Genomic DNA, 25,392 nt, shown 5'->3' with positions numbered 1-25,392 from the left:
GCCACAACCATATTCGCTGTCAATCTCAAACGGATAATAAAACTTCTTAATGAAAAAGAATAGGAAATAGGCAGAGGTATAAGCAACTTCCCTTCGAATTTCGGTAGGAAGTTGCTTTTTTTTGTCTTTTTTCATCCATAATGCCTTTTCCTTATTTATAAAATATAAAAAACGGAAGTTCTTCAGTGCCCTCCGCGATAGCGCCGAGGAGGCTCCAGGACCTCCCCGCGGAAAGCGAGTGCCCGGAGTGGAAATCAACAGACCTGTTAGAAGAGTCTTTAATTAATGTATAAATCAGGTAAATACTTAAAAGACAAAAAAATGCCTAGACAAATACCTTTCTCGGCATTCGGAGCTTTTCTGTATAGAAAAGTTCTTTTTTATGAGCTAATAGGAAAGACTAAAGCACTGGCCTTGAGGACTTGGCGAATGCCAAGTTTTTCTAAAAAGAAGTGGTACAACCCTATCTCCCTGAATAAACATGAAAGACAGGCTTATTCTTATTTAGGGAGAGATTTTCATGAATGTATTTTTAGGCTATATTCTGTTAGGGCTGTCACTTGCTGCTCCCATTGGCCCGATCAACGCAGCGCAGATTGATAAAGGAATCAAACACGGGTTTATGCATTCCTGGCTGATTGGGGTAGGGGCGGTAGTTGCAGATGGAATCTACATGCTTCTAGTTTATTTAGGTGTTGTCCATTTTCTAGAATCCTCATTTATGAAGACGTTCCTCTGGTCATTCGGTTGTTTTGTTCTCATCTATACAGGGATAGAAACCTTGCTGACAGCTAATAAATTGAAGATTGGTGACAGTAGAAAAAAGGAACCATTGCTTAAATCCTTTATGTCGGGGTTCTTCATGTCAATCTCCAACCCGCTAACCATTTTGTTTTGGTTAGGGATATATGGATCGGTTCTGGCGAAAACCGCTGCTACATACGAGACTGCTCAATTGATTTTATATAGCAGTGCAATCTTTATTGGTTTATTGATATGGGATATCACCATGGCGGGAATTGCTAGTAATTTTCGTAGGTTTTTGACATCGAAGTTTCTAGTTGGAATTTCGATTTTTTCGGGGGTGTCATTGATTGGTTTTGGAGTTTACTTTGGAATTCAGGCAGTCACTGTACTATTTGGATAAAAAATGCTAGCGGATAGTCGCTAGCATTTTTGCTTATGCTGTGGGCCATGGATTTATTACTTTTTTCTTTTTCTTCTTTTTCTCCTTATTCCATTTGATTTGCATGATTATTGCAATCAGTCCAATTACTCCGACGAAGGCAAAACTAATAAAGAAGCCTGGCCGACTCGTATCATGAAATAAAGTTCCCGTGACAGCAATGAGGATCAAAAGAATACCGATTGAATATTTTATTTTGTCCTTAGCTGTTATATCGAGTACCTTCCAGGAAGATGCCAAAATGAAAATCCAGTTATACAATAGCATTAACCCAGCTGCAGTGGTTACATATTCATATACCTTTCCAGGCATTAATAGTGCTGAAATGACTGAGGCTGCAATCCCTAACACGGTAATAAGAATGGTCGGCCATGGTACGGAAAGCTTTCCTTTCTTTGAAAAAAATGCGGGAGCATCCCCTTCTTCTGATAGAGTGACTAAAATACTTGTTACACCGAATAAAGAGGCCGTCATGGTTGAAAAACCAGCCGTAATTAATGCACCATTAAAAATATGTGGGATAAAGGCCAAGTTATAGTGATCTAAAGCAATGACAAAGGTGCTTTTGCTAGGGTTAAATTCATTCCAAGCTACCATAATAACAGCAAGTCCTATTGAGACAATGTAAATTATAGTAAGGGTAAATAACATTACCTTACCCGCTTTAGGAGCTTCTGACGGGTCATTTAGTCTGCTGGCCATTAATCCTAAAATCTCAATCCCCCCGAACGCATAGAAAGCGAAAATAACGGCTGACCACCAGCCTAGAAAGCCATGTGGGAAAAAGTCCTTTGTACTATTAGGATATTGAATTGGCTTGTCACCGTCGATTACCCCAAAAATAGCTAAAGAGGCTATGATAATAAACATTAAAATAGCGGCAATTTTCAAGACAGCCAATATGTTTTCCACTTTATTTAGGATATTTACTCCAATAATGATGATGATTAGCCCTAGAATGGCATAGCCTGCTGCAAAAATCCAGAGCGGTACATTCGGAAACCAAAACCGAGAAAAAATGGATAATGCGGTCATTTGGCTTCCCATGATTAAAACCTCAGAAGACCAATAAACCCATCCGCTCGTAAATCCTGCCCACCTGCCGAATGCATTTTTTGCATAGGTACGGAAGCCTCCCTTCTCAGGGTCCTGTACAGTCATTTTTGCCAGTGCATCAAAAACTAAATAAGTACCGAGGGCAGCAACTAAAAAAGCTAATAAAATTGAAGCACCTGTCATTCTAATCCCAATGCTAGAACCGAGGAAGAAACCTGTCCCAATTGTACAGCCAACACCAAATAATGAAAGCTGCCACCATTTCATGTCGTTTTTTTCACTGCTCGATTTACTCATGAAATTTTTCTCCTTAGTCTGTAATGATATGGCTCGTTTAAAAAGGTTGAGGATCGTTCCCCAACCTTTTTCCATTAAGCTAATAGGAAAGTATAGAAATTTCACCAATTTTTATACTGTTCTATCACGCATAAGTGCAACTACGCCTTTGTCATCGCCTAACGGCTTGCCAATCGTTGAGTTTCTATATATCATTTAAGGTTTCTGTTTCGCCCTGTTGCACCTACGGACTTATCAGTATTATCCTGGTTATTATATTCCTCATCATTTAAACCTGCTGGTTGTTTCCTGTCGGAGCCCAGGTATTCCCCTTGGTGGTCATGTTGGACTTTATTAAATTTATCAAAGTTTTCATTAACCATTTCATCCCTCTTTTCTGCTATCGCCCTTATACCTGTTAAGATACACGGTCAATAAATTCTTATACTTTAATTCAAAAAAGAATCATTTAGGTTTTTGATGGAATTTAAAATTTGGTACATATTCGATCGTGAAAACATTGAAAATATAAAGGCACAATCATAAAAGTTAAATATTATCTTAGGCGATTATAGAGATCATTAAACAAAGCCTTGAAAGGGGTTTTAATATGCTAACGACTGAGCAGCTTGCAGGCTTCCGCTTGCAGCTATTAAAAGAAAAAGGGGAGATTGAGGATCAGCTAAAGCAAAATGACCATTTTGGCTTAGACCGAGGTCATTATCATGAATCTGTTGGTGAATTATCCAGCTATGATAACCATCCGGCTGATGAAGGTACAGAGTTATACGAAAGGGAAAAGGATATTGCTTTAAATGAACATACAGATCTGCAATTAAGAAATATTGATAAAGCCCTAGAGGCAATGGAAAATGGGACTTACGGAAAATGTGAGGTATGCGGAAAAGAAATTCCATACGAACGTTTAGAAGCACTTCCTAATACCACCTACTGTAAGGAGCACAGCCCAGATCAGATTGTCTCCCATGAAAGACCAGTGGAAGAGGGCGTCTTAATGCCGCCATTTGGTAAATTTGATATGGATGAGCAAGATGAGAATGTTGCATTTGATGCTGAGGATTCATGGCAGACAGTTGCCCAATGGGGTACTTCTGATACACCTTCAGATCAGACCTTTCCGGCAGGGCATTATAATGACGTAAATATTGAGCCCGATGAAAACCTTGGCTATGTTGAAGATTTTGAAAACTTTGTTGGGGTTGATATGTATGGTAATATTCAGGTCTATCCAAACCCACAGCATGAAAGGTACGAAGATGCCCTGGATGAAGAAGGTATAATGACGAGCTTTGGTGATTTACCCGCATTTGAGCATGATCCGTATGTTGACGATACAGATAAATAAAAAAAGAAAACAGCTTTCTAAAACGAGAGCTGTTTTCTCTAATTTTACTATTGCTCGCTGCCTTCCCGAGATAGTCGAATATTCTTTCCGGCAACATCTTCCATAACACCGCCGACTTCGCCTTCCATATAGGAATCACTTACCTGCTCATGTGTGGTTGCTAAGCCGGAGGAAAGTTCATCACTTTTTTGATAATCACTTGTATGGTAGATACGTCCTGCTATTTCGGTACTATTTGTAGAATTCTTTTTCTCCATTCTACACACTCCTTCCGATAAAATTGGTACAAACGTATTTTCTTCTTTTTGATCAAGTATTAGTCATGTAAAAGAGATTTTTGGTAAAAATAATCATTCTAGGAGTTGAGCATATGAATAAGAAGGAACAGTTTCCAACACAAGAAGAATTAGATGAGGCCTTTCATTTTCTGCATGATGCAATCAATCGCATTTCAGTCGAGGAGGAAATGGAAATGATCAGCGAAACCAAGGACGAGCTAAAGTAATAAGAATGTATGTTTAAAGGCGGTATATGATGGGAAAAAGGGAGTCTTTAGCAAAAAAAATTGCATGGATTAGTGTAATTAGTAATATTATTCTTACATTGGGGAAGCTTTATATTGGCTGGTATGGAAATAGTGATGCTGTTTTTGCTGATGGGATTCACTCTGCAGCAGATGTCTTTGCTTCTGTTATTGTCTTATTGGTGATTAAACTTGCCAATAAGCCTGCCGATGAAGAGCACCCCTATGGACATGGAAAGGCAGAAGTAATTGTTTCGGGTATTGTCGGGATTGTACTTTTCCTGGTAGCTGTATATGTTGTATATGAGGGAATAATTGGATTCTTTCACGAAGTGGAAACACCGAGTTTACTTGCTATGTGGATAGCGCTTATTTCTTATGTAACAAAAATTATATTATATCGGTCTTCCTTAAAGGTGGCTAAACAGCAGAATAGCAAGGCAATAGAGGCAATAGCTTTTGACCATAAGGCGGATATTGTCGCATCGATTGCCGCTGCTATTGGTGTTCTAGCTTCTGTAATTGGAGAACGATTTGATATCTACTTCTTACACTACGGAGACAAAGCGGCTAGTATATTTGTTGCCTATCTGATTTTTAAAATAGCAAAAGAAATGCTAACAGAAGCCTTTGATATCTTATTAGAGCGGAATATTGATTCCGAAATATTACAGGATTATATTTCAGTTGTCTCTACATTTTCCGAGGTAAGGAGAATTGACCGAATTCGGGCAAGAGAGCATGGTCATTATGTGCTAGTTGATCTGCGGATTTCAATTGATCATTATAAAACGATTAAAGAAGGACATGACCTTGCCAAAATGATCAAGGGAAAGCTCATGGAAAAATACGATAATATTGATGAGGTATTAATTCACTTAAACCCATATTTTCCAGATTGATATTCAATTGTACTTTTGTACATTTAGGGTTTATGATAAGAAAGGATATAAAAAGATAGAAAGGAGTTGGTATTGTTGAGTTATAGCATAGACCCGGACCCAAGTAGTCGCGGGGAAGTCTCTTGTTTTTTTGAATTGAATACTTCAAGAATATCAACTCTTAAGAAGGCAGAGTGGCTTCCTCAAAAATAAGGTGAGGAGGTTTTATCATGTTAGAAATTTATAAAAGTACGGAAACAAAAGTTCTAGAGAAGGTTGAGACAATCTCAAAGGGCTGCTGGATTAATATGAGTGCTCCGACCGAGCAAGAGATTAACTTTGTTGCTGAGGAAACGAAAATATATGTTGACTTTATTAAGGACGCACTTGATGACGAAGAGCGTCCGAGGATTGAACGAGAAGAGGGTCAGGTTTATATCATTGTCGACTACCCTTATATTACCCATGATGAATCTGGTTTTCCCACCTATGAGACAATTCCAATTGGAATTGTCTTAACAGATGATTGTATTATAACGGTTTCGTTAAAGGATACTCCGATTTTGGAAGTTTTTAAGAATAATAAATTAAGAGATTTTTACACGTTTAAAAAGAATCGCTTTGCTTTACAGATTCTCGCGATTATTACTTCTTATTATCTAAGATATTTAAAACAAATTAATAGAAAAACGAACGACATTGAACGGGAACTACACCAGTCAATGAAAAATAAAGAACTATATGCGTTGCTTTCATTAGAAAAAAGTTTAGTTTATTTCACGACATCATTAAAATCTAATAAAGTTGTATTGGACAAGATTCTGAGGTTTAGTTATATAAAGATGTACGAGGACGATAAGGACTTACTCGAAGACGTTATGATCGATAAAATCCAAGCAATTGAGATGGCAGAGACTTATAGCAGCATTCTAAGTGGTATGATGGATGCTTTTGCATCGATTATTTCTAACAATGTTAATATTGTCATGAAGTTCTTAACATCATTTACGATTATACTTTCTTTCCCTACGATTGTTTTTAGCTTTTATGGGATGAATGTTGATTTACCGATCCAGAACGATCCCAACGCCTTTTGGATATCTATAGGTATCGCTGGTATGTTATCGACGTTAACAGCTTTAATATTCTGGAAAAAGAAATATTTTTAATCGAAAAAATCTGCTCTCTCGTTGGGAGACGGATTTTTTTGTGTTTAAAAGGGCGGGTTTTTTTAAAAATTTCCCAACTTTTTTAGGATTATTTGTAGTTGTTTTATTCTGAATTTTCAAAATAAAATAAAGGAACAGTGATACAAGCTGTAATGAATTCGGGAGGAGCTTGCGAATGAAAAAGGGGAAAGTGTTGGGAGCAACAGTTTTAAGCTTGGTAATGGGGGTATCGATGTTTGCATCCGGGGCATTTGGACAGCAGGTTAATGGAAAAGATTCTTATCGGGTAGTCATCCAAGGTCCAGCAGCAGATCAAGCAAAGGCGAAGCAATCTGTTGGAGTCCGTTGGGATTTTGGAACTCAAGGTTTTACGGCCACTGTAACGAGTAATCAGTACCAAGCACTACTAAAAAACAAAAACCTGAAAATTGACTTAGTTCCAGAATTGCAGCTTAATCCTACCGTTGCCGCTAAGCCTGGTTCTTCTGCAGCTGCAGCGCCAACTAACCGTACACCATGGGGAATTGAAGCTATCTATAATGACAGTTCCATTCAGAGTACATCTGGTGGAAATGGGATTAAAGTAGCTGTTCTAGATACAGGTGTTCATACTACCCATACTGATTTAGCCGGCAATCTTGAGCAATGTAAGGATTTTACGCAAAGAAAATCGCCGTTGGTTAATGGCAGCTGTGCTGATAAAAATGGACATGGGACACATGTAGCAGGTACCGTTCTCGCAAATGGCGGCAATGGGAAAGGGATCTATGGTGTGGCACCAGAAGCGGACCTTTGGGCTTATAAAGTATTAAATGACCGTGGTTCAGGCTACTCGGACGATATTGCGGCTGCCATTAGAGAGGCAGCAGATACTGCTGGGAACGCTAAGGTGGTCATTTCCATGTCTCTAGGTTCTAGTTCGAAAGATTCATTGATTTCCAGTGCAGTAGATTATGCATATAGTAAAGGTGTCCTAGTTATTGCGGCTGCAGGAAATTCTGGTCCGAGTAGTAACACCATCGGTTATCCAGGTGCACTGGTGAATGCTGTAGCCGTCGCTGCATTGGAGAATGTTCAAGAGAATGGTACGTACCGTGTTGCTGACTTTTCGTCCCGCGGCAATCCAACCACAGATGGTGACTATCTTATTGGTGAACGTGATGTAGAGGTTTCAGCACCTGGCAGAGCGATTGAATCTACTTGGTATGATGGCTCCTATAATACTATAAGCGGGACCTCAATGGCTACACCACATGTTTCAGGACTAGCAGCAAAAATCTGGGCAGAAAATTCAGGCCTTACTAACGTACAGCTTCGTGTCGAACTTCAAAACCGAGCAAAATCCGTTGACATAAAAGGAGGCATAGGAGCGTCCATTGGCGACGACTATGCATCAGGCTTCGGCTTCCCAAGAGTAAAATAATAACTTTTTTAAAGTCGTCTGGCAACCCAGATGGCTTTTTTATTTTTTAAATAGTCTGAAAAAATGAGTGGAAGACGTGGACAAGTTAGGATAAAATGAGGAAAAAAGAAAGCATTTGGGTGGTTATATGGAATTCGGTTCTTTAATTAAATACTACAGAACCCAAAGAGGGATGACGCAAAAAGAACTGGCCGCTGGAATTTGCTCCGTCCCACACTTAAGTAAAATTGAAAACAATTCAAAGGATGCAAACGAAGAAACGATTTCACTCTTACTTAAACGTCTAGCAATTGACTATAACGATATAGAAGAAAAAGAAGAGCAAATCAGAAACCTTCTTAAGAAAATAGAATCTAGTATTAACTTCTATTTAAGAGAAGATGTCCAGGAAACCTACCAAGAATTAAAAGAGTTAGAACATATTATACCTTATTCAAATCATATGTATTTATATGAATTATACAAGTATCGAACCCTGTTATTTATCGGACAGCGGCAGGAAGCGGAAAAACAAAAAGATTTATTATCGAAGCAAAAGAAAAATTTTTCCCAACATGAGAATTATTTATTTCGCTATTTTTATGCTGTATCCTTAATATTAAAGGGTCAGTTTCAAATGGCTGATGAAATCTTTGAGGTGCTATACTTAGAAAATAACAGTGAATCTACGAATGGTGAATTTCTCTATCACTGGGCCTTTGTTAAAGGCTCACTAGATCAATCCGGTTATGCCATTCACTATGGAAGATTAGCACTGCAGATTTTTATGAACCAGCATAATTTTTACCGGATCCTCCACACGCTGATGCTTTTGGGAATCAACTATACTCATTCCACCATTTATGAAGAAGCATTAGTGTGTTTTCAGCATCTTATTCGTAACGCTGAATTATTAAAAGAAGAAAAGATGCTTGCACAGATTTATCATAATATGGGTTACCTACAAAATAGAATGAACAATGGTAAAGAGGCGCTAAGCTATTACGAAAAGAGCTTAGCGTTACAGCCCAAAAAGAGTCACCATTATCTTGTTACACTGTATTCAATTGCTGAAATACACTACTTATTAGATTCACGCGCAAAAGCTAAAGAATGCTTTCAGCAGGTGGTAACGCTGTCAAAGGAGCTTGGTGAAAAGAAGTGTGGCATTTTGGCCAATTTTTATTTGATTAATATAGATACTCCGAAAAAGTCAATCAAATTTCTAGAATCAAAGGTCATTCCGTATTTCGAGGCCTCAAATGAAAATAGAAACGACCTAGCACGTTATTACAAATTGCTTGCAGAATACTACTCTGAAAAGAGCGAGTATCCGGAGGCAGTAAAATATTATACAAAAATGAATGGAGGAGGAAAAATATGAAAAAGGCAATTATACTACTATTTTCACTCTCATTACTTCTTCTATTAACACCGGCAAAAGGCGGCAGTCATGATTTGGCTGCTAATAATCTAGCGAATGGTGCTACTCCAAACGATTTTCCTATTTACCCGCCAGTTGGCTAATCTAATCTAAATCCTCCTAGACAGGGTTATTGTCTAGGAGGATTTTTTGCGGTTTTGCTTTTTTAGAACGAATATGAAGAATTGAAATGGGTATTGTAGACATATAGTAATTTGTTTTTCGTATAGGAGCTGTGCCATGAACCAGATGGATCCATTTGAAAGAGATAAAGAAATATGCATGCAGTTTGAAGATGATAGGGAGCGATTTAAGGGAGCGGTTGTCCCTCCGATCTTTCAAAATACTTTATTTACTTATGAGACATTCGAACGGTTAGCTGAAGCGGTAAAGGATGAACAAACACATTATGTATACTCTAGAGGCGCTAACCCCACCGTTGGGGTAGTGGAGAAGAAAATGGCTGCTTTAGAAAGGGGAGAGGAGGGTAAGTGTTTTTCGTCCGGAATGGCAGCGATTAGTGCGGCAATTATTAATAGTGTAAAAAGTGGTGATCATGTTCTTTGTGTAAGTAATCTATATTACTCAACCATGGAATTGTTGAAGTATTTCCAGAAGTTTAATGTTAGTCATTCAGTTATTTACTCTACAAAAATAGAGGATATATCTCAAGCGGTTCAGGAAAATACAACCGTCATATTTATTGAAAATCCTACAGACATGACTTATAAATTAGTAGATCTTGAGGGGATTTCAGTGCTTGCGAAATCTCGGGGGATTCGAACTATTATTGATAATACATGGGCCACTCCTTTGTTTCAGAAGCCAATTACAATGGGAATTGATATCGTTGTTCACTCTGCTTCAAAATACTTAGCGGGGCATAGTGATGTATTAGCTGGTGTATTAGTTACGAGGAAAAATATTATGAGGAAGATCTTTGAAAAAGAATTTCTGCTCATTGGTGCATCCATCCCACCTGCTGAAGCCTCCCTTTTGCTTCGTGGATTAAGGACCTTGCCGTTTCGAATGATGGGTCATCAGGAGAATGCCATAAAGGTTGCTGAGTTTTTAGAGCAGCATCCAAGAGTAGAAAAGGTAAACTTCCCTGGACTAGCTTCACACCCAGATTTTGAACTAGGAAGAAAACAACTATCTGGATATAGCGGGTTGATGAGCTTTGAACTAAAGGATGCTCACTTTGACCAGGTGAAACAGGTTATAAACAAAATGGAAATCTTTAAAATAGGGGTTTCATGGGGTTCCTTCGAAAGTCTAGTCCTATCCCCTAACATTGGAAACAATGAGGAACAACTACTACAACAACATATACATCCTGGTACAATCCGTCTTGCAGTTGGTCTGGAAAATGCAGATCTTCTAGTTAGAGATTTGGAAAAAGCACTTGAAGACTGATTCTTGAGAGGTGAAAAGGAAATGACAGAAAAAGAACCACAATTCCAGAGTGGAAAGTCAGTTAGTAAGAAAGAAAAAGGGTTATATGGTTTAGATCCAGAGATGAGCTTATTGTCTGTTAATTTTGCTGCAACAACTGAAAATCAGTTTTTAAATGAGCATTACCAAGAAGATTCTCAAGGTGATGAATGAGGCATACCCTCAGCTTCTTAGAAAAGTTCGTTTGGATTTTTAAGTAAAGGGCAATATAATTTATATGTGTTAATAAGGAGGAAAAGTAATGAAATCATTTGTTGTAGGCTTTCATCAGGAAGATAATGTGGATTCAATGCAAATACAAAAACTAAACCAAGAAGATTTTTCTAAGGCGACTGAAGGCGGGACAAGACATCTATTTGAATTAGATACAAATATCGGCTTCTTTGTGTTTTTTGATGCGGAAAGTGAAGATGGGGATGTCTCGCATATGGTTCTTCAATACGAGGATCCAAATGAAGAGGGTGTCGATGAAGACCCCGTAGCCTGTTACTCTTTTCAAATGAAGGACTTTTATGAGTTCATGGCTCTTTATCTAAATGACATGGAATTTAACGAGGAAGTTAGTGAAGAAGAGGAGGAATATGGTCCCATTCATCATTTAGCACATCTTCTGTTTCATATTGTGGAAGAAGGCAAGGACCTTGAGGTTTAAAAGGAGTAGTTATCTACTCCTTTTATATTCGATAAAAAATCCCCTTTAAAGGGGATTCATTCTAACTTCTTTGGAAAAACTCTACCCATTCTCCTTCTGGTCCGTGGACAAAGAAATAGCGGTAGCCATTAGGAAGGGTGGTGATAGCTTGATCAATTAATGTAACATCCAAGCCTTTGATTCGTTCAAATTCTGCTTCAACATCATCCACTGTTACAGCGAAATGATGGACTTTACCTTCCTCTGGAAGATTGTCATTATAGCCTTGAATCAGTTCTAGTTCCGTTTCATCAGAACCATTGAAACCAAGGAAGGCTAGCGTCAATGATTCATCAGTATGTTTAAATTTATTTTTGAGCTCCATACCGACAACATCCTGATAAAATTTGATTGCGCTGTCAATATCCCTAACCATGACACCAACATGGTCAATCTTTTTTCCTGCCATTCCTATTCACCCTAATCTTAAGATTTTAAAATATCATGGTCAACGTAGCGTTCCCCATTCATTTCGCTAATCACATTAATTGCCACTCTTGCTCCATCGCCCGCAGTAATAATGGTATGTACACTTACACCAGCAATCGTACCAGCTGCCCAAATACCTTCCATACTAGTTTTTCCAGCAGCATCTACATCAAGAATAGTTTTAACTCTAGGTTCAGTGCCTGGCTTTGTGGCAAGTCCGATTTTTTCTGCAAGGTCTGTAAGGAAGCCAGTCGCCACAATTACATGTTTTGCTTCGAATTTACCCTGATCGGATTCAACTGTAAAGCCGCCCTCAACCTTTTGGATATCGGAAACTGTTGCTTGAATTATCTCGGCACCAAATTTACCGGCCTGTTTTTTACCTATCTCAACAAGGTCGGGTCCTTCAATGGCATTAACACCATAATGATTTTCAACCCAGGCACGCTTTGTTACGGTTTTGTCATTATCAAGTACTAAAGTTTTCTTTCCAGCTTTTGCAGTGAAGATTGCCGCACTAGCACCAGTTGGTCCTGCACCAATAATTACAACATCAAACATCAATTTCCCCTCCAACTTTGATAAAATAGTAAACAAAAAAAGCTTATCGCAGTTCCAACTAAATGTAAAAGGAACTGCTTATAAACCCTAGGGAGGAGGTTGTTATGAGAATCGAGATTCAACCACTAGGAGACGTAGCCATTCGGATTTCCTTCGGTATTGAAATTAGTGAGAATGTCCACAAAAAAATCCAAAGGTTTGTGTTCACACTTAAACAAGAAAATATTCCAGGCATTGTTGAATGGGTTCCCACTTACACCTCAGTTGCCATCTATTATCGTCCAGAAATCATTAGTTATTCGAATTTAATCCAAGAAGTTGAACGTATTTATGACTCATTAGCCGGATCAGTTCGTATCGAGCCGATTACATACAGAATTCCGGTATATTATGGCGGTGAAACAGGCCCGGACCTCTCATTTGTAGCACAGTATCATCAGCTTAGTGAACAGGAAGTAATTGAACTCCATACAAAAAAAGAATATTTGATTCACATGATTGGGTTTATGCCAGGTTTTCCTTACCTAGGAGGACTGCCAGCGGGTTTGGCCGTTCCAAGACTGGAACATCCTAGGCCAAGGGTGGAGCCAGGCTCTGTAGGGATTGGCGGTAATCAGACGGGAATTTATCCAAATGAAGTTCCTTCCGGCTGGAGGATCCTTGGGATTACACCTGTTAAACTGTTTGATTTTGAGAAAAGTGAACCTTTTTTATTTTCTGCAGGAAATTATATACACTTTTACTCCATCACTTTGGATGAGTATCAAACGATTAAAAGGTTGGTAGAAGAAGGAAAGTTTCAAGTTGAAACGGTTAAAGCAGGAGGTGCAAGAAATGACTAGAAGTATTGATATTAATAGTGACTTAGGCGAGAGCTATGGCAGCTTTAAGGTTGGTAATGATCAAGAAGTAATGAAATATATTTCTTCCGCTAATATTGCATGCGGATATCATGCGGGTGACCATAACGTCATGTTTGAGACGGTAAGGCTGGCCAAAAAGCTAGCTGTGAACATTGGCGCACATCCAGGATTTCCAGATATAGCAGGCTTTGGAAGAAGGGAAATGAAGCTGTCAGCACGTGAGATTTACAATCTAACAGTATTTCAAATCGGTGCACTATCTTCTATATGTCAGGTGAATGGGACCAAACTGAGCCATGTTAAGCCACATGGAGCACTTTATAACATGGCTTCTAAAGACCGAGTGATTGCAGATGCAATTGCTCAAGCTGTCAGTGATATCGATCCTAGGCTTGTTATCTTTGGTCTTGCTGGAAGCGAGTTGATAAAAGCTGGTAAGGAAAAAGGCTTACGAACAGCACAAGAAATCTTCGCTGATCGAACCTATCAGTCTGACGGAACCTTGACATCAAGGCAGGAAGAAAATGCAATGATTCATGATAGTAAGCTAGCAATTACCAGAGTTGTCCGAATGGTTAAGGAAGGAAAGGTAACGGCTGTGGATGGCACAGATCTAAACATCCAAGCAGACACCATTTGCATTCATGGAGATGAGCCGCAGGCTTTGAATTTTGTTACTGAGTTAAAACAAGCATTAAAGAAAGAGGGTATTCAAATCAGAAAAAGTTGGGGAGATGCAGAATGAACATTCCCATTTTAAAGACAATCAAACCGGGCTTACAAACTACCGTGCAAGATTTGGGCAGATACGGCTATCAGCAATATGGAATCAGCCCTTCAGGAGCTATGGACACCTATTCCATGCAGATGGCCAACCTCCTAACTGGTAATAGTTTAGGAGAAGCAGTGCTGGAAGTAAGCCTAATCGGCCCTTCGCTTGAGGCATTAGCCGATATAGTCATTAGCATCTGCGGGGGAGATTTTTCACCCGAAGTGGACGGAAAAGCCATTCCCACCTGGAAATGCCTTTTGTTGAAAAAGGGGCAGGTTCTAACCTTAGGTTCTGCGAGGGATGGTGCGAGAGCTTATATAAGTATTGCAGGCGGCTTAGATGTCCCATTTATTTTACACAGTAAATCTACTTGTTTAAATGCTGCCTTTGGAGGACTTGAAGGACGTGCATTGGAAAAAGGGGACATATTGTTAGGTAGACCTAGTATAAAAAAGCCTTTAAAAAGGCTCCATCCTACACTAATACCAAAGTATGAGAACCATATCAAAGTACGGGTTATCCTAGGACCTCATCAGCATCTGTTTAAGCAGGGTAGTATAGAAAGCTTCCTAACGGAGGAATTTACGATCACCCCAAAGTCAAATCGAATGGGCTATCAGCTAAAGGGCCCAAAGTTGGAGCATCTCAAGGGTCCTGATATTATTTCAGATCCGGTTCCTCTTGGCGGGATCCAAGTACCAGCAAGCGGGCAGCCCATCATATTAATGGCTGATCGCCAAACAACAGGGGGATATACAAGAATCGCCACTGTCATTTCCGTAGATATTCCACGTCTAGCACAAGCGAGACCAGGGACTCGTGTTGAATTTGAAGAAATCCCCATACAAAAAGCGCAATCAGAATTTTTATTACGAAGTAAATTATTCAAACATTTGGCCCTTGCTACAAAGTAAGGGTCTTGTTTGCTGTAAAATGTAACCAAAGTGAAAATTGCATCGTCTTACTCGTGAAATAGGGAGGGGGAGGAAAGTGGAATATAAAGAGAAACATAGTTCCCAGAATGATGATGAAGCTTATCTTTTTGAAATGGATAAAAAAATGGCAGTAAAGGTTTTAATGAAGGAATATGGGGAAGAGATTAAAAGACTCATTTATACATATACCAAAAGTTGGTCCAGTGCCGATGATTTGTCACAAGAAGTGTTCGTCTCCGTGTATCTTCATTTAGATAAGTTTGAAAGAAAATCATACATTAGAAGCTGGATCTATTCGATAGCCATTAACCGTTGTAAAGATTACTTAAAAAGCTGGCATTATCGAAATATGCAGTTGTTGGAAAAGTTACCGCTGGGAAAAGCAGCTTCAGCAACTGAAATACCAGAACATCATCTTTTGATGGAGGATGCATCGAGAGAAATGATGCAGAGGATTTTTTCTTTACCAATCAAGTATCGAGAGCTTATTATCCTCTATTACTATAAAGAACTATCAGTAAAGGAAATTAGTGAATTACTTCAACTAAGTGAGTCGGTAATCAAAACTAGATTGCATCGAGGAAGAGAAAAGCTTCGTTTAACCTTTACTGAGCGGGAAGGAAGTGAATTTCATGTATGAAAACAAGAAGTTTAAAAATGATATGGAACAGTTCATCTCAGTAGAGCGAGTATTTACCGAAGAGGATGAGAAAAAAGTATTTGAAAAAATTAATCATATTGAAAAACAAAAACAAACAGCTAAAATCACATTCTTCCCAAGAGTTCTCTCCTTCGTTGGAATAGGAATCTTAATCTCTATTATAATCGGGGTTCTCGTCCTACAGGATAGCCTAAGAGATACTAATAAAAACGCTGAAGACGAACCCAAAACTGAGAAACAGGAACCACAAGTGGAACCTATTGAAGAGAATGAAGAAATTAGCACTCCGATAGAAGAGCAAACGGAACCACTAGCGCCTAATGAGTATGATATAACTACAATCGCAATTGGAGATAAAGTTGGCGAGTGGGAATTAGTCGACATCAATCAAAGTCCTAAACATTTTACAAAGAGAAGTTTCATTACAGTGTTTAAGGGTGACGTAGAGTTAACCGGTACGATCGTGTGTCTCGATAAGGAGGAATATGGTTACTACCCAGGGAATGTTTTGTTTTTTCCCGATGATGTCTCCTCCCTTCCAAGGCCAATACAAGAAACTAGACAAAAGCCATTTTGGATTACTTTTGATTCAAAAAAATTTAACCTTACCAATGGTGAAAAGAGAGAAGGTGAATCAATTCGTATTCGGCTGATTACCAATATTGTTGATTCAGATATTGAAGCATTAGCAGATATCTTACTTCCATATTATGAAGATGATACAGTGGGATTCATCGATAGTTCCAACGCACCTGATATTTACAGAGAAAATGGATTTACTTACGAAAAAATTGAAAAGCGTCCTGATAATGCCGGAATCAATCAGTCGGTTGATTTTGCACAAAAATCTGGGGCAGTTTTCTATGGGGCTGAGGGTACAGATCATTTATTTGTACTTAAAGGTTATACAGTCATATATGCTGCAGGTCCAGGCGCATTTGTTGTTGGGTATGATTATTTTGGTGAGTTTATTGATACTTTTAAATATGATCATTTACCTGGTTTCCTTGAAGCGTATCAATCTTTTATGGAAACAGGTAAAGAAACTATTATCCAAATTGATAAAAACTCTTCTTATAAAATTAGTGACCAAAAGGGAAGCGTTCGTGTAGAGCAAATTATACAATAAGTGAACTACGATCATTTCCTAGGTATGTTGTTTATAATGTAAAACAAAATGTAACAAAATAGAACCATCATTCCCGTCTTGGAATCGATGGTTCTTATTTTTAAATTGATAAATTTGATCTTTTTTCGTTTTCGTTGTTCTTGTTCGCATATCTGCTAAAACAAAAGGACTCCGCTTTATTTCGGGATTCATTTTTCCTTCTCTTTCAAGCTTTTCACGAAGTTTTTTGGCTTTGGATTTTGCCACCACAATCACTCCTAAACTATAATGGATTCCATTATATAACAAAAGTGAATTCTGTGGAAGCCTTACTTTAGCGTTGTTGCTGCCGCTGTAATTGGGGTGAGGCAGCTTGTTTTCGAATGTGAAGCATATAGTAAAGCCCGATCCCTAATAAAATATAAAAAGAGCTTAGTAGATAAAAAGAACTAAAACCAATCTTAGCAACAACTAAACCAACTAAAAATGAACCCAGGCCAATTCCTATATCGAAAACTGAGAGAAAAGTGGCTGTCGCGAGCCCGCGTTTGTTCGGTGCAGCATTTTGTATCGCAATCGTTTGAAAGGTCGGAAATAATGTACCCCAACCTAACCCAATCAGTGCCGCAGATAGGAGGAAGGTTCCGCCTGTTTCTGTTTGACTTAGGATAAACATTCCAATCGCAAATAAGATAATAGAAGGGAAAACAATGACACTGGGCCCTTGTGAATCGAACCATTTTCCAGTAAACGGTCTTGATATCAATAAGACGACTGCATAAACCACAAAGAAAAGGCTAGAAACGGCAGGTAGATTGATTTCATTGGCATATACAGAGACGAATGAAATAATCGAAGAATAAACTAGCGCAAAGAACGCGCCAACTAATGAAATTGAAATAGCGGATGCTTCGAACAAATTTTTAAATGAAAAGGCTGAATGAACTACTTTGTGTTCTGGCTTATTAGTCAGTTTAACACCTAGTCCGATTAAGAGCGATGCGAGTGCACCGATTACACTGATGGTAAACAAGACGTTTGGCCCCCATTGTTGCATAAAGGTAAGCCCAATAAACGGTCCCAGAACCATGGCTAAATTGGATGACATAATGTAATACCCCATGCCTTCTCCCCGACGGGAATCTGGAACAAGATCAGCGACGATCGCCCCTGCAGCAGTCGTAGCCATTCCAAATCCAATGCCATGAAGAAAGCGAATCATTAAGTATCCATTTACTGAGTTTGGCAAAAAATACAATAGTGAAGTACCAAAGAATATGAACAAGGCTGTTAAAAGTACGATTTGATGCTTCTCACGTTCGAGCCATTTACCGGCAATTGGGCGTGAAATAATCGCAGAAACTAGGAACACGGTCGTCATTAGGCCGGCATCAGAGGCACTGCTATTAAATTCGTCTAATGCAAAGCTCGGCATTGTTATTAATAAAAAATAAAAGGTTAGAAACAAAAAGAAATTACTTAAGCTGATACTAAGAAAATCTTTTGTCCATAATTTTGGTTTAGTCATTTTATCTGCTCCTTTACAACAGGTGCTTGATCCAAGAAGAGTGGATCTGAATTAGTTCAGCTTGTGATTTTTCTGGGAGGTCCTTTAATTGTGTTTGATTATTTAGGATGACTGCCTGTTCCCATTTCGAGAATTCTTTTAATGCAGCTTCTGTTAATTCAATGTATTTCTCGCGTTTGTCCTTTCCAGGAACCTGCTTTACATAGCCCTGCTTTACAAGACGTTGAATGGTACGAGTCATTGGTGGAGCTTCGACAAATAAATAATCGGATAATTCCTTTTGAGTGAGAGAACCTTTGTTCATCAGTGTATACAGGACCGCCCATTGTGCACTGTACAAGCCAAATGGTTTTAATGTTTCATTGAGTTTATTCGTTAAATGCCTGGAGAGTTGATGGAGGGTATGAAATAATTCATGGCTATTCAAGTAGGATCACTCCGAAAAATTATAAGATAGTTACCTAGGTAACTATATAGATTAATAGAGTGAATGTCAAGGGATGAGAGTATAGTTGGGTCCGCGAGTAAAGTGGTAAATTACGCGAGTAAATAGTAAATTTCCGCGAGTAAAATGGAAAAATCGGTGAGTAAACAGTAAAATCCCGCGAAAGGATCTCCGCGGGACTTAAAAACAAACTACCTCAATACATTAAAATATCTAGCTTCAGGATGAGCAAATACCATAGCTGAAACAGAGGCTTCCGGCTCCATCATACAGCCTTCTGTTAATTCAATTCCGATTTCCTCAGGCTGAATTAATTTGAACAATTTCTTCTGGTCCTCTAAGTCAGGGCAGGCTGGATATCCAAAGGAAAAACGCTGACCTTGGTATTTCGCAGTAAAACGGTCCTGCATCGAGAAATTAAGAGGGTCTGGGAAGCCCCAGCGGTCGCGCATTTGCCGGTGAATTAATTCGGCAAAGCCCTCGGCTGATTCCAGTGCCAATGACTGCAGAGCATGGCTTTCAAGAAAGCGGCCTTCATGCTTAAATTGATCTGCTTTTTGGCGGATTCCCCTGCCAGCAGTAACGGTAAAGAAACCGACATAATCTTTCACACCGCTATCAACCGATTTGACGAAGTCTGCTAAGCATAGAAATGGTTCAGTCTCCTGACGTGGAAACTCAAAGGTTTCAATGACTTTATCCGTGTTTTTTGGATCATAAATCAACACTTTGTTTCCATCCGACTGAGCAGGGAAGAACTGATAAACAGCTGCAGGCGTGATCCAATTTTCCTTGTTTGCATTTGCCAGTAACTCATCGACAACCTCTTTGATCTTAACCGCCTTTTCATCCTTTTCTGCGAGTAATTTAGCAAGCTTTCCTTTCAAGCCAAGATGGTGTCCAATCAACATTTGCATATTGATATATGGCTCAATATGAGAAAGCGAATAGGATCTTAAGATATGTTTTTTCGTATCCATTGGCGTAAAAACCGGTGCCTCAGTCGATACAGTCGATCTTGGTTTCACAGCTACAGAGACGGAAGTTCTGGTGGCAGCGTAATCCGTTGCAGTACCCAGAGATGCAAGCTTTTCATTTTTTTCAGCAATTAGCTTCTCCTGCTCTTCTGGAGTTTGCAGCTGATTAGCTAGTGATAACCCAGTCATAGCATCCTTTGCATAAAGGACAAGACCGTCATATTCTTTCGAAATCTTCGTATCTGTAAACTTTCTTGAAAGGGCAGCCCCGCCAACTAAGATTGGTGTAGAGATTCCAGCTTGCTTCATATCTTGTGCCGTTAATACCATTTGCTGTGCTGATTTCACTAAAAGACCTGATAATCCAACAATGTCAGGCTTTTCTTTTAGAACGGCCTGAACCAAATCGGTTGGGGAAACTTTAATTCCTAAATCAACGACATCATAACCATTATTGCTCAGGATAATTTCAACTAGATTTTTACCAATGTCATGAACATCGCCTTTAACAGTAGCCAAGATGACTTTTCCTTTAGATGACGATACATCGCCTTTTTCCATATGAGGCTCGAGGAAAGAAACAGACGCTTTCATGACTTCAGCACTTTGTAATACCTCTGCAACGATCAGCTGATTGTCATTAAATAGCCGGCCGACTTCTTTCATACCTTCCATTAATGGACCATTGATAATATCAAGCGGCTTAGCGTAGGTGGTAAGGGCAATCTCCAAATCAGCTAGCAAGCCTTCCTTTGTTCCTTCAATAACATAGTAAGCAAGACGTTCCTCTAAAGTCATATTAGGAACCGTTACTTTTGATTCTTTCTTCTTACCGCGGTAGAACTCAGTGAAAACCGCTAAAGTTTCATCCGTAGTCGTAAATAAAAGCTTTTCTGCTAATTCTACTTCTTCCTTAGAAATCGAAGCAAATCTTTCAAGCTTTTCCGTATTCACAATCGCATAATCTAGGCCTGCTTGAGTGCAGTGATAGAGGAACACGGAGTTTAAAACTTCTCTTCCAACCGGAGGAAGTCCAAATGAGACATTACTAATCCCCAAAATGGTTTGTGTTTCAGGAAGATGTTCTTTAATTAATTTAATTCCTTCAACCGTTGCTTTCGCTGATCCGATATATTGCTCGTCACCTGTCCCTACTGGGAATACAAGCGGGTCAAAAATAAGATCCTGTGGTTTAAGCTTATATTTATTCACTAAAAGGTCATAGGAACGCTTAGCAATTTCTAGCTTACGTTCAGCCGTAACACCCATTCCTATTTCATCAATGGTTCCAACAACTACAGCACCACCGTACTGATGGATGAGCGGGACAACCGCTTCGAAACGTTCTTCCCCATCTTCTAAATTGATGCTGTTAATAATCGCTTTACCTTGTGAATATTTAAGCGCTCGTTCAAGAACTTTCTCATCAGTTGAATCAATGACAAGAGGAACCTTTACTTTTTTAACTACCTCTTTAATAAAGTTTTCCATATCCACTAGTTCTTCACGGTCTGGGTCTGCCAGGCAGATATCGATCACATGTGCTCCGCCTTTAACCTGTGCTCGTGCTACTTCGGCTGCTTCTTCAAATTTCCCTTCTGTGATTAACCGTTTGAATTTACGAGAGCCGATGACATTCGTCCGCTCTCCAACCATGATAGGACGGAGAGTTGGATCATCATAAACAAACGGTTCAATACCTGATACCATATGAACAGAACTTGATTTAGTCACCCTTGGCTGAAATTTCTCCATCTCAGCAACTATTGCCCGGATATGGTCAGGAGTAGTACCACAGCACCCGCCGACAATATTGAGCCAGCCGTGGGCAGCAAAATCTCCAAGTTTCTTTGCTAGTGTTTCAGGTGTTTCATGATAATGCCCTTCTTCATCAGGCAGTCCAGCGTTAGGGTAGCAGCTGACGGCAGTGGTCGCCAAATCAGAAAGCGTGCGGATATGGTCCTGCATAAATTCAGGACCTGTTGCACAGTTCAACCCTACCGCTACAGGGTTCATATGCTCAACAGAAATGTAAAAGGATTCAATCGACTGACCAGCAAGAGTGGTCCCCATCGGTTCAATCGTTCCAGAAAGCATCAGCGGCAGAGTTTTACCCGTTTTACGAAAAGCATTCGTGATGCCAACATAGCCGGCCTTTACATTCAGCATATCCTGACTTGTTTCTAATAAAAGAAGATCGACGCCTCCATCAATTAAACCAATCGCTTGTTCTTCGTATGAAGCGACAAGTGCATCAAATGTTGTACCGCCTGTTACACTAAGTGTTTTCGTTGTAGGACCCATTGCACCAGCTACATAACGAGGCCAATCTTCGGTTGAAGCTCGCTGCGCCTCTTTCACCGCAAGAAAACCAGCAATTTTATTAATTTCATAGGCCTTATAGCCAAGGTCATATTCATCAAGGACTATGCTTGTTGCCCCGAAGGTATTGGTTTCAATAATATCTGCTCCGGCCTCTAGATATTCACGATGAATATCGGCAATGACCGAAGGGGCGGTTAAATTTAAATACTCATTACAGCCATCATATTCTTCTCCGCCAAAGTCCTCTGCGGTTAAATCGGCCCTTTGAAGCATCGTTCCCATCGCACCGTCCATTACGAGAATGCGTTTTTTAAGTTGTTCAATGAAAGCTGCTCTCGGCATAGTTGCTGTTCCCCCTAACTTCTTCTGCGCGCTGACGAGCATAGATGGCCAGCTCCGTTGTCATTTCATATCGTAAAAATGGTGTGATTAAATAAATTCCGTTAAATAAATCTAGTGCCGCATCAATTAATGATTTTGTGATGGTTATTCCTTCAAGGGCCGCTTGGACAGGGTTATCGCTCAATGCAGCCATCTGGTCGCGGATGGACTGTGCAATTTTAATTCCTGGCACTTCGTTATGAAGAAACTCTGCATTCTTACTGCCTGTCAATGGCATAAGGCCAATATAGATTGGTGCTTTTAGATGCTTTGTATGTTCATAGACTTCTAATAATTTTTCTTGTGAAAATACTGGCTGAGAAATAAAATAATCAGCACCGTATTCAATTTTTTTCTCGAGCCTTTTGACTGCTTTTTCAACGGAACGAACATTTGGATTAAAGGCACCAGCAATGCTAAAAGCTGTTTTCTGACCAAGGTCCTTGCCAGAATAAGAAAGACCCTCATTTAATTGTTTCATCATTTGAATCAATTCAAACGACGACACATCATATACAGAAGATGCACCAGGGAAATCTCCCACTCTAGCTGGATCGCCTGTAATGGCAAGAACGTCATGCATCCCAAGGGTATGAAGACCCATTAGGTGGGACTGAAGCCCGATGATATTCCGGTCTCTGCAGGCAATATGAATAAGCGGCCGCATCCCCAAGTCCTGCTTCACTAAATATCCTAATGATTCATTGCTAATCCGCACTTGTGCTAAAGAGTTATCCGCCATCGTAATGGCGTCAATTCCTGCTTCTTTTAATGCTTTTGCCCCTGCGAAAAATTTGCTTGTATCCAGCTTTCTAGGAGTATCTAATTCTACAATGACCGAAGACCTCTCTTTTACGATCTCTTCAAGAGGCTTAAACTCTCTTTTAACGGCTTGGGATTCAACAATGATTCTCGTTTGTTCTAATTTTACAACTTTTTTTGTAACAGGTGCACTATTTTTCAGCTCAGTAGCAAAGGCACGGATATGGTCAGGTGTTGTCCCACAACAGCCTCCGAGTAAGCGAATTCCTTCATTACGAAAAGCACGTGCAGATTTTCTGAAATAATCAGCATCGCCTTCGTAATGGAATTTTCCGTCTGTATAGGTAGGAAGGCTCGCATTTGGATAGGCAGAAAGAAATGCCGTATTTGGAATTTCAATCTGTTCGAGCGCTAACAGCATGTGATGGGGTCCAAGACGGCAATTTAAACCGATCACATCTGCACCCAGTTCCTCAAGCCTTGTTAATGCACGATTAACAGGAGTACGGTCCTGTAAAAATCCAGGCTCCTGAAGGGAAACTTGGGCAATGATTGGCAGGTTTGTTTCCTTTCGAGCAATGCTTAAAACCGTTTCAAGTTCTTCAAGGTCATAGAAGGTTTCAAGTAAAAGACCATCGACCCCTTCTAATAATAAACAGTACAGCTGCTCACGAAAGCTGCGCTTTATTTCTTCTATAGATATGGAAGTTGGGCGTATTCCACGATTTCCGCCCATGGTACCAACGACAAAGGCATCCTTTTGTGCAGCCAGCTTTGCATTTTTAACGGCTGCACTATTCATTTCTTTAACCGAATCCTCCAGCCCGTATCGTTGCAGCTTTAAATAATTGGCTGCATAAGTGTTGGTTTGAATGATGTCTGCACCAGCATCGATATATGCTTTATGAATTTCTTGGATTTTTTCAGGTCGTGAAAGATTCAGTTCCTCAAAGCAGCTATCTTTCCCAAATGAATAGAGAAGGGTCCCCATGGCACCGTCTGCAATTAAAATTTGTTGTTTTAATTTTTCAAGAAGGGTCATACGTATTCTCCTCTTGGTTGTTTAACCGCCTCAAGTGCCTGTGAAAAATCTCTGATCAGATCATCTGGATTTTCAAGACCAACAGACAAACGGATGAGACGATTACTAATCCCCCTTTTTTCCCGCTCCTCTTGTGGCATGGCAGCATGTGACATTTTTGCCGGGTAAGAAAGGATCGATTCAACTGCCCCGAGACTAACAGCAAAGACTGGCAGTTTTACATTTGCCAGGAAGGTTCTAAGAGCATCTTCACTCGTCAATTCAAACGATAACACAGCACCTGGGCCAGCTGCTTGTTCCTTCTGAAGCTCGTATTGCGGGTGACTGGTAAGACCTGGGTAGTAAACTTGTTCAACAAGCGGGTGTGTTTCTAAAAATTCTGCGATTTTTATCGCTGACTTTTGCGATTGCTCTAAACGTACGTGTAGAGTCTTAATTCCTCTTAAAACAAGCCATGCATCCTGAACACCTAAGATGGCGCCAAATCCATTTTGCAAAAAGCCAAGTCTCTTAGCCAGATCTTCATCTTTAACGACTGCTAGCCCTGCCACTACATCACTATGTCCGGATAGGAACTTTGTCGCACTATGCAGGACAACATCTGCCCCTAACTCCAAAGGTTTTTGATGGGAAGGAGTAAGGAATGTGTTATCAACAAAGGTTAGCGCGTTAATTTCTTTTGCTATATTCGTAATGGCTTTTATATCCGTTACTTTCATTGTTGGGTTAGAAGGTGTCTCTACATAAAACGCCTTCGTATTTGGCTGGATCGCTTGCTTTACTTCATCTAGATTTGTCATATCTACAAAGGTATGTTCAATGCCGAATCGAGTCAAAACTTGTGTAACCATTCGAAAAGTACCGCCATATACATCTTCTGTGATCACAATATGATCCCCAGCTGAGAGAAGAAGAAAGGACGTTGAAATAGCAGCCATTCCAGAAGCAAAGGCAAAGCCTTTTACCCCGCCTTCAAGATCTGCAATCACATCTTCGAGTGCTTCCCGAGTTGGATTTAAACTACGGCCATAATCATACTTACCAAACTGATCAAAATCAGATTGATGAAAGGTAGAAGCATGTTGAATCGGTACACTTACCGCTCCAGTTGCCGGGTCAAATTTATGTTTATTATGAAGGAGCTTTGTTTCAAAACTGATCTCATCGTGTGCCAT

The 25,392-nt window shown here is 39.7% G+C and carries 27 protein-coding genes; 16 read left to right on the top strand and 11 right to left on the bottom strand.

All coding sequences use genetic code 11. The features are described from left to right. Nucleotides 1–520 precede the first annotated feature (520 nt). Complete coding sequence (locus tag BTR25_RS14925; protein ID WP_075688836.1) at nucleotides 521–1,147, top strand: LysE family transporter; 627 nt, start codon at nucleotides 521–523, stop codon at nucleotides 1,145–1,147. A 33-nt stretch (nucleotides 1,148–1,180) separates the two neighbouring features. Here BTR25_RS14925 and BTR25_RS14920 read toward each other — a convergent pair whose 3' ends face one another. Continuing rightward, a complete protein-coding gene (locus tag BTR25_RS14920; RefSeq protein WP_075688835.1) occupies nucleotides 1,181–2,539 on the bottom strand; it encodes an amino acid permease in 1,359 nt (452 codons plus the stop codon). A gap of 191 nt (nucleotides 2,540–2,730) precedes the next feature. Beyond that, nucleotides 2,731–2,901 carry a hypothetical protein gene (locus BTR25_RS27710; protein WP_175596799.1) on the bottom strand — a complete coding sequence of 57 codons (171 nt, stop codon included), beginning with the start codon at nucleotides 2,899–2,901 and terminating at the stop codon, nucleotides 2,731–2,733. Nucleotides 2,902–3,128: 227 nt separating this feature from the next. Between BTR25_RS27710 and BTR25_RS14915 the strand changes: the two genes are divergently transcribed. Further along, entirely contained in the window at nucleotides 3,129–3,884 is a 756-nt protein-coding gene (locus BTR25_RS14915) for a yteA family sporulation protein (RefSeq protein ID WP_075688834.1), read from the top strand. A 47-nt stretch (nucleotides 3,885–3,931) separates the two neighbouring features. On the opposite strand, the gene BTR25_RS14910 is transcribed toward BTR25_RS14915, so the two are convergent. Continuing rightward, complete coding sequence (locus tag BTR25_RS14910) at nucleotides 3,932–4,141, bottom strand: YozQ family protein (RefSeq protein ID WP_075688833.1); 210 nt, start codon at nucleotides 4,139–4,141, stop codon at nucleotides 3,932–3,934. 113 nt (nucleotides 4,142–4,254) lie between these two features. On the opposite strand from BTR25_RS14910, the gene BTR25_RS28480 reads away from it, so the two are divergent. The 9 genes from BTR25_RS28480 to BTR25_RS14880 all read left to right on the top strand — a co-directional run bounded on the left by BTR25_RS28480 (nucleotide 4,255) and on the right by BTR25_RS14880 (nucleotide 11,389). Beyond that, on the top strand, nucleotides 4,255–4,389 hold the full coding sequence (locus BTR25_RS28480; RefSeq protein WP_303046839.1) for a hypothetical protein: 135 nt from the start codon (nucleotides 4,255–4,257) through the stop codon (nucleotides 4,387–4,389). Between the two features lie 26 nt (nucleotides 4,390–4,415). Next, the gene (locus BTR25_RS14905; RefSeq protein WP_075688832.1) at nucleotides 4,416–5,309 is read left to right on the top strand and encodes a cation diffusion facilitator family transporter; all 894 of its coding nucleotides are present in this window, start codon (nucleotides 4,416–4,418) and stop codon (nucleotides 5,307–5,309) included. A 209-nt stretch (nucleotides 5,310–5,518) separates the two neighbouring features. Next, on the top strand, nucleotides 5,519–6,457 hold the full coding sequence (locus BTR25_RS14900) for a magnesium transporter CorA family protein (RefSeq protein WP_075688831.1): 939 nt from the start codon (nucleotides 5,519–5,521) through the stop codon (nucleotides 6,455–6,457). Nucleotides 6,458–6,632: 175 nt separating this feature from the next. Then, nucleotides 6,633–7,880, top strand: a complete 1,248-nt coding sequence (locus BTR25_RS14895) for a S8 family peptidase (protein ID WP_075688830.1) — start codon at nucleotides 6,633–6,635, stop codon at nucleotides 7,878–7,880. A gap of 127 nt (nucleotides 7,881–8,007) precedes the next feature. Continuing rightward, the gene (locus BTR25_RS14890; protein WP_075688829.1) at nucleotides 8,008–9,243 is read left to right on the top strand and encodes a helix-turn-helix domain-containing protein; all 1,236 of its coding nucleotides are present in this window, start codon (nucleotides 8,008–8,010) and stop codon (nucleotides 9,241–9,243) included. Next, nucleotides 9,240–9,386: a hypothetical protein gene (locus BTR25_RS27705; protein WP_175596798.1), complete on the top strand. Its 147-nt coding sequence runs from the start codon at nucleotides 9,240–9,242 to the stop codon at nucleotides 9,384–9,386. The genes BTR25_RS14890 and BTR25_RS27705 overlap by 4 nt, the downstream gene beginning before the upstream one ends. Nucleotides 9,387–9,522: 136 nt before the next feature. Continuing rightward, nucleotides 9,523–10,698 carry a trans-sulfuration enzyme family protein gene (locus BTR25_RS14885; RefSeq protein ID WP_083652399.1) on the top strand — a complete coding sequence of 392 codons (1,176 nt, stop codon included), beginning with the start codon at nucleotides 9,523–9,525 and terminating at the stop codon, nucleotides 10,696–10,698. 21 nt (nucleotides 10,699–10,719) lie between these two features. Continuing rightward, complete coding sequence (locus BTR25_RS27700; RefSeq protein WP_175596797.1) at nucleotides 10,720–10,890, top strand: hypothetical protein; 171 nt, start codon at nucleotides 10,720–10,722, stop codon at nucleotides 10,888–10,890. 88 nt (nucleotides 10,891–10,978) lie between these two features. Then, nucleotides 10,979–11,389: a cytosolic protein gene (locus BTR25_RS14880; RefSeq protein WP_075688828.1), complete on the top strand. Its 411-nt coding sequence runs from the start codon at nucleotides 10,979–10,981 to the stop codon at nucleotides 11,387–11,389. A gap of 61 nt (nucleotides 11,390–11,450) precedes the next feature. Here the strand turns inward: BTR25_RS14880 and BTR25_RS14875 are convergent, their stop codons facing one another. After that, nucleotides 11,451–11,837 (bottom strand): VOC family protein, encoded by a 387-nt coding sequence (locus BTR25_RS14875; protein ID WP_075688827.1) that lies wholly within the window; start codon nucleotides 11,835–11,837, stop codon nucleotides 11,451–11,453. A gap of 17 nt (nucleotides 11,838–11,854) precedes the next feature. Continuing rightward, nucleotides 11,855–12,418 (bottom strand): NAD(P)/FAD-dependent oxidoreductase, encoded by a 564-nt coding sequence (locus BTR25_RS14870; protein ID WP_075688826.1) that lies wholly within the window; start codon nucleotides 12,416–12,418, stop codon nucleotides 11,855–11,857. A gap of 104 nt (nucleotides 12,419–12,522) precedes the next feature. Between BTR25_RS14870 and pxpB the strand changes: the two genes are divergently transcribed. The 5 genes from pxpB to BTR25_RS14845 all read left to right on the top strand — a co-directional run bounded on the left by pxpB (nucleotide 12,523) and on the right by BTR25_RS14845 (nucleotide 16,778). Beyond that, the gene (gene pxpB, locus BTR25_RS14865) at nucleotides 12,523–13,260 is read left to right on the top strand and encodes a 5-oxoprolinase subunit PxpB (protein WP_075688825.1); all 738 of its coding nucleotides are present in this window, start codon (nucleotides 12,523–12,525) and stop codon (nucleotides 13,258–13,260) included. Continuing rightward, the gene (locus BTR25_RS14860; RefSeq protein WP_075688824.1) at nucleotides 13,253–14,026 is read left to right on the top strand and encodes a LamB/YcsF family protein; all 774 of its coding nucleotides are present in this window, start codon (nucleotides 13,253–13,255) and stop codon (nucleotides 14,024–14,026) included. The genes pxpB and BTR25_RS14860 overlap by 8 nt, the downstream gene beginning before the upstream one ends. Beyond that, nucleotides 14,023–14,967: a 5-oxoprolinase subunit C family protein gene (locus tag BTR25_RS14855; protein ID WP_075688823.1), complete on the top strand. Its 945-nt coding sequence runs from the start codon at nucleotides 14,023–14,025 to the stop codon at nucleotides 14,965–14,967. The genes BTR25_RS14860 and BTR25_RS14855 overlap by 4 nt, the downstream gene beginning before the upstream one ends. Nucleotides 14,968–15,043: 76 nt before the next feature. Continuing rightward, on the top strand, nucleotides 15,044–15,628 hold the full coding sequence (locus BTR25_RS14850) for a sigma-70 family RNA polymerase sigma factor (protein WP_083652398.1): 585 nt from the start codon (nucleotides 15,044–15,046) through the stop codon (nucleotides 15,626–15,628). Then, nucleotides 15,621–16,778 carry a hypothetical protein gene (locus tag BTR25_RS14845; protein WP_075688822.1) on the top strand — a complete coding sequence of 386 codons (1,158 nt, stop codon included), beginning with the start codon at nucleotides 15,621–15,623 and terminating at the stop codon, nucleotides 16,776–16,778. The genes BTR25_RS14850 and BTR25_RS14845 overlap by 8 nt, the downstream gene beginning before the upstream one ends. Before the next feature lie 18 nt (nucleotides 16,779–16,796). Here the strand turns inward: BTR25_RS14845 and BTR25_RS14840 are convergent, their stop codons facing one another. The 6 genes from BTR25_RS14840 to metC all read right to left on the bottom strand — a co-directional run bounded on the left by BTR25_RS14840 (nucleotide 16,797) and on the right by metC (nucleotide 25,392). After that, the gene (locus BTR25_RS14840; protein ID WP_075688821.1) at nucleotides 16,797–17,024 is read right to left on the bottom strand and encodes a hypothetical protein; all 228 of its coding nucleotides are present in this window, start codon (nucleotides 17,022–17,024) and stop codon (nucleotides 16,797–16,799) included. A 67-nt stretch (nucleotides 17,025–17,091) separates the two neighbouring features. After that, on the bottom strand, nucleotides 17,092–18,285 hold the full coding sequence (locus tag BTR25_RS14835; protein ID WP_075688820.1) for an MFS transporter: 1,194 nt from the start codon (nucleotides 18,283–18,285) through the stop codon (nucleotides 17,092–17,094). Nucleotides 18,286–18,298: 13 nt separating this feature from the next. Next, a complete protein-coding gene (locus BTR25_RS14830) occupies nucleotides 18,299–18,712 on the bottom strand; it encodes a MarR family winged helix-turn-helix transcriptional regulator (RefSeq protein WP_075688819.1) in 414 nt (137 codons plus the stop codon). 209 nt (nucleotides 18,713–18,921) lie between these two features. Then, nucleotides 18,922–22,374, bottom strand: a complete 3,453-nt coding sequence (gene metH, locus BTR25_RS14825; RefSeq protein WP_075688818.1) for a methionine synthase — start codon at nucleotides 22,372–22,374, stop codon at nucleotides 18,922–18,924. Next, entirely contained in the window at nucleotides 22,352–24,217 is a 1,866-nt protein-coding gene (locus BTR25_RS14820; RefSeq protein WP_075688817.1) for a bifunctional homocysteine S-methyltransferase/methylenetetrahydrofolate reductase, read from the bottom strand. Before BTR25_RS14820 ends, metH begins: the two co-directional genes overlap by 23 nt. Next, nucleotides 24,214–25,392, bottom strand: coding sequence for a cystathionine beta-lyase (gene metC / locus BTR25_RS14815; protein ID WP_075688816.1), 1,179 nt, complete (start codon nucleotides 25,390–25,392; stop codon nucleotides 24,214–24,216). Before metC ends, BTR25_RS14820 begins: the two co-directional genes overlap by 4 nt.

The sequence above is a fragment of the Bacillus sp. MRMR6 genome (assembly GCF_001940785.1).
Classification (GTDB): Bacteria; Bacillota; Bacilli; order Bacillales; family Cytobacillaceae; genus Neobacillus.
The sequence above is the reverse complement of the archived record's forward strand: the minus strand, read 5'-3'. Positions and strand labels throughout refer to the sequence as shown.

Coding starts and splice junctions, on each gene's coding strand:
- BTR25_RS14925 (WP_075688836.1), top strand. CDS start 521: ATGAATGTATTTTTAGGCTATATTCTGTTAGGGCTGTCACTTGCTGCT.
- BTR25_RS14920 (WP_075688835.1), bottom strand. CDS start 2,539: ATGAGTAAATCGAGCAGTGAAAAAAACGACATGAAATGGTGGCAGCTT.
- BTR25_RS27710 (WP_175596799.1), bottom strand. CDS start 2,901: ATGGTTAATGAAAACTTTGATAAATTTAATAAAGTCCAACATGACCAC.
- BTR25_RS14915 (WP_075688834.1), top strand. CDS start 3,129: ATGCTAACGACTGAGCAGCTTGCAGGCTTCCGCTTGCAGCTATTAAAA.
- BTR25_RS14910 (WP_075688833.1), bottom strand. CDS start 4,141: ATGGAGAAAAAGAATTCTACAAATAGTACCGAAATAGCAGGACGTATC.
- BTR25_RS28480 (WP_303046839.1), top strand. CDS start 4,255: ATGAATAAGAAGGAACAGTTTCCAACACAAGAAGAATTAGATGAGGCC.
- BTR25_RS14905 (WP_075688832.1), top strand. CDS start 4,416: ATGATGGGAAAAAGGGAGTCTTTAGCAAAAAAAATTGCATGGATTAGT.
- BTR25_RS14900 (WP_075688831.1), top strand. CDS start 5,519: ATGTTAGAAATTTATAAAAGTACGGAAACAAAAGTTCTAGAGAAGGTT.
- BTR25_RS14895 (WP_075688830.1), top strand. CDS start 6,633: ATGAAAAAGGGGAAAGTGTTGGGAGCAACAGTTTTAAGCTTGGTAATG.
- BTR25_RS14890 (WP_075688829.1), top strand. CDS start 8,008: ATGGAATTCGGTTCTTTAATTAAATACTACAGAACCCAAAGAGGGATG.
- BTR25_RS27705 (WP_175596798.1), top strand. CDS start 9,240: ATGAAAAAGGCAATTATACTACTATTTTCACTCTCATTACTTCTTCTA.
- BTR25_RS14885 (WP_083652399.1), top strand. CDS start 9,523: ATGAACCAGATGGATCCATTTGAAAGAGATAAAGAAATATGCATGCAG.
- BTR25_RS27700 (WP_175596797.1), top strand. CDS start 10,720: ATGACAGAAAAAGAACCACAATTCCAGAGTGGAAAGTCAGTTAGTAAG.
- BTR25_RS14880 (WP_075688828.1), top strand. CDS start 10,979: ATGAAATCATTTGTTGTAGGCTTTCATCAGGAAGATAATGTGGATTCA.
- BTR25_RS14875 (WP_075688827.1), bottom strand. CDS start 11,837: ATGGCAGGAAAAAAGATTGACCATGTTGGTGTCATGGTTAGGGATATT.
- BTR25_RS14870 (WP_075688826.1), bottom strand. CDS start 12,418: ATGTTTGATGTTGTAATTATTGGTGCAGGACCAACTGGTGCTAGTGCG.
- pxpB (WP_075688825.1), top strand. CDS start 12,523: ATGAGAATCGAGATTCAACCACTAGGAGACGTAGCCATTCGGATTTCC.
- BTR25_RS14860 (WP_075688824.1), top strand. CDS start 13,253: ATGACTAGAAGTATTGATATTAATAGTGACTTAGGCGAGAGCTATGGC.
- BTR25_RS14855 (WP_075688823.1), top strand. CDS start 14,023: ATGAACATTCCCATTTTAAAGACAATCAAACCGGGCTTACAAACTACC.
- BTR25_RS14845 (WP_075688822.1), top strand. CDS start 15,621: ATGTATGAAAACAAGAAGTTTAAAAATGATATGGAACAGTTCATCTCA.
- BTR25_RS14835 (WP_075688820.1), bottom strand. CDS start 18,285: ATGACTAAACCAAAATTATGGACAAAAGATTTTCTTAGTATCAGCTTA.
- metH (WP_075688818.1), bottom strand. CDS start 22,374: ATGCCGAGAGCAGCTTTCATTGAACAACTTAAAAAACGCATTCTCGTA.
- BTR25_RS14820 (WP_075688817.1), bottom strand. CDS start 24,217: ATGACCCTTCTTGAAAAATTAAAACAACAAATTTTAATTGCAGACGGT.
- metC (WP_075688816.1), bottom strand. CDS start 25,392: ATGGCACACGATGAGATCAGTTTTGAAACAAAGCTCCTTCATAATAAA.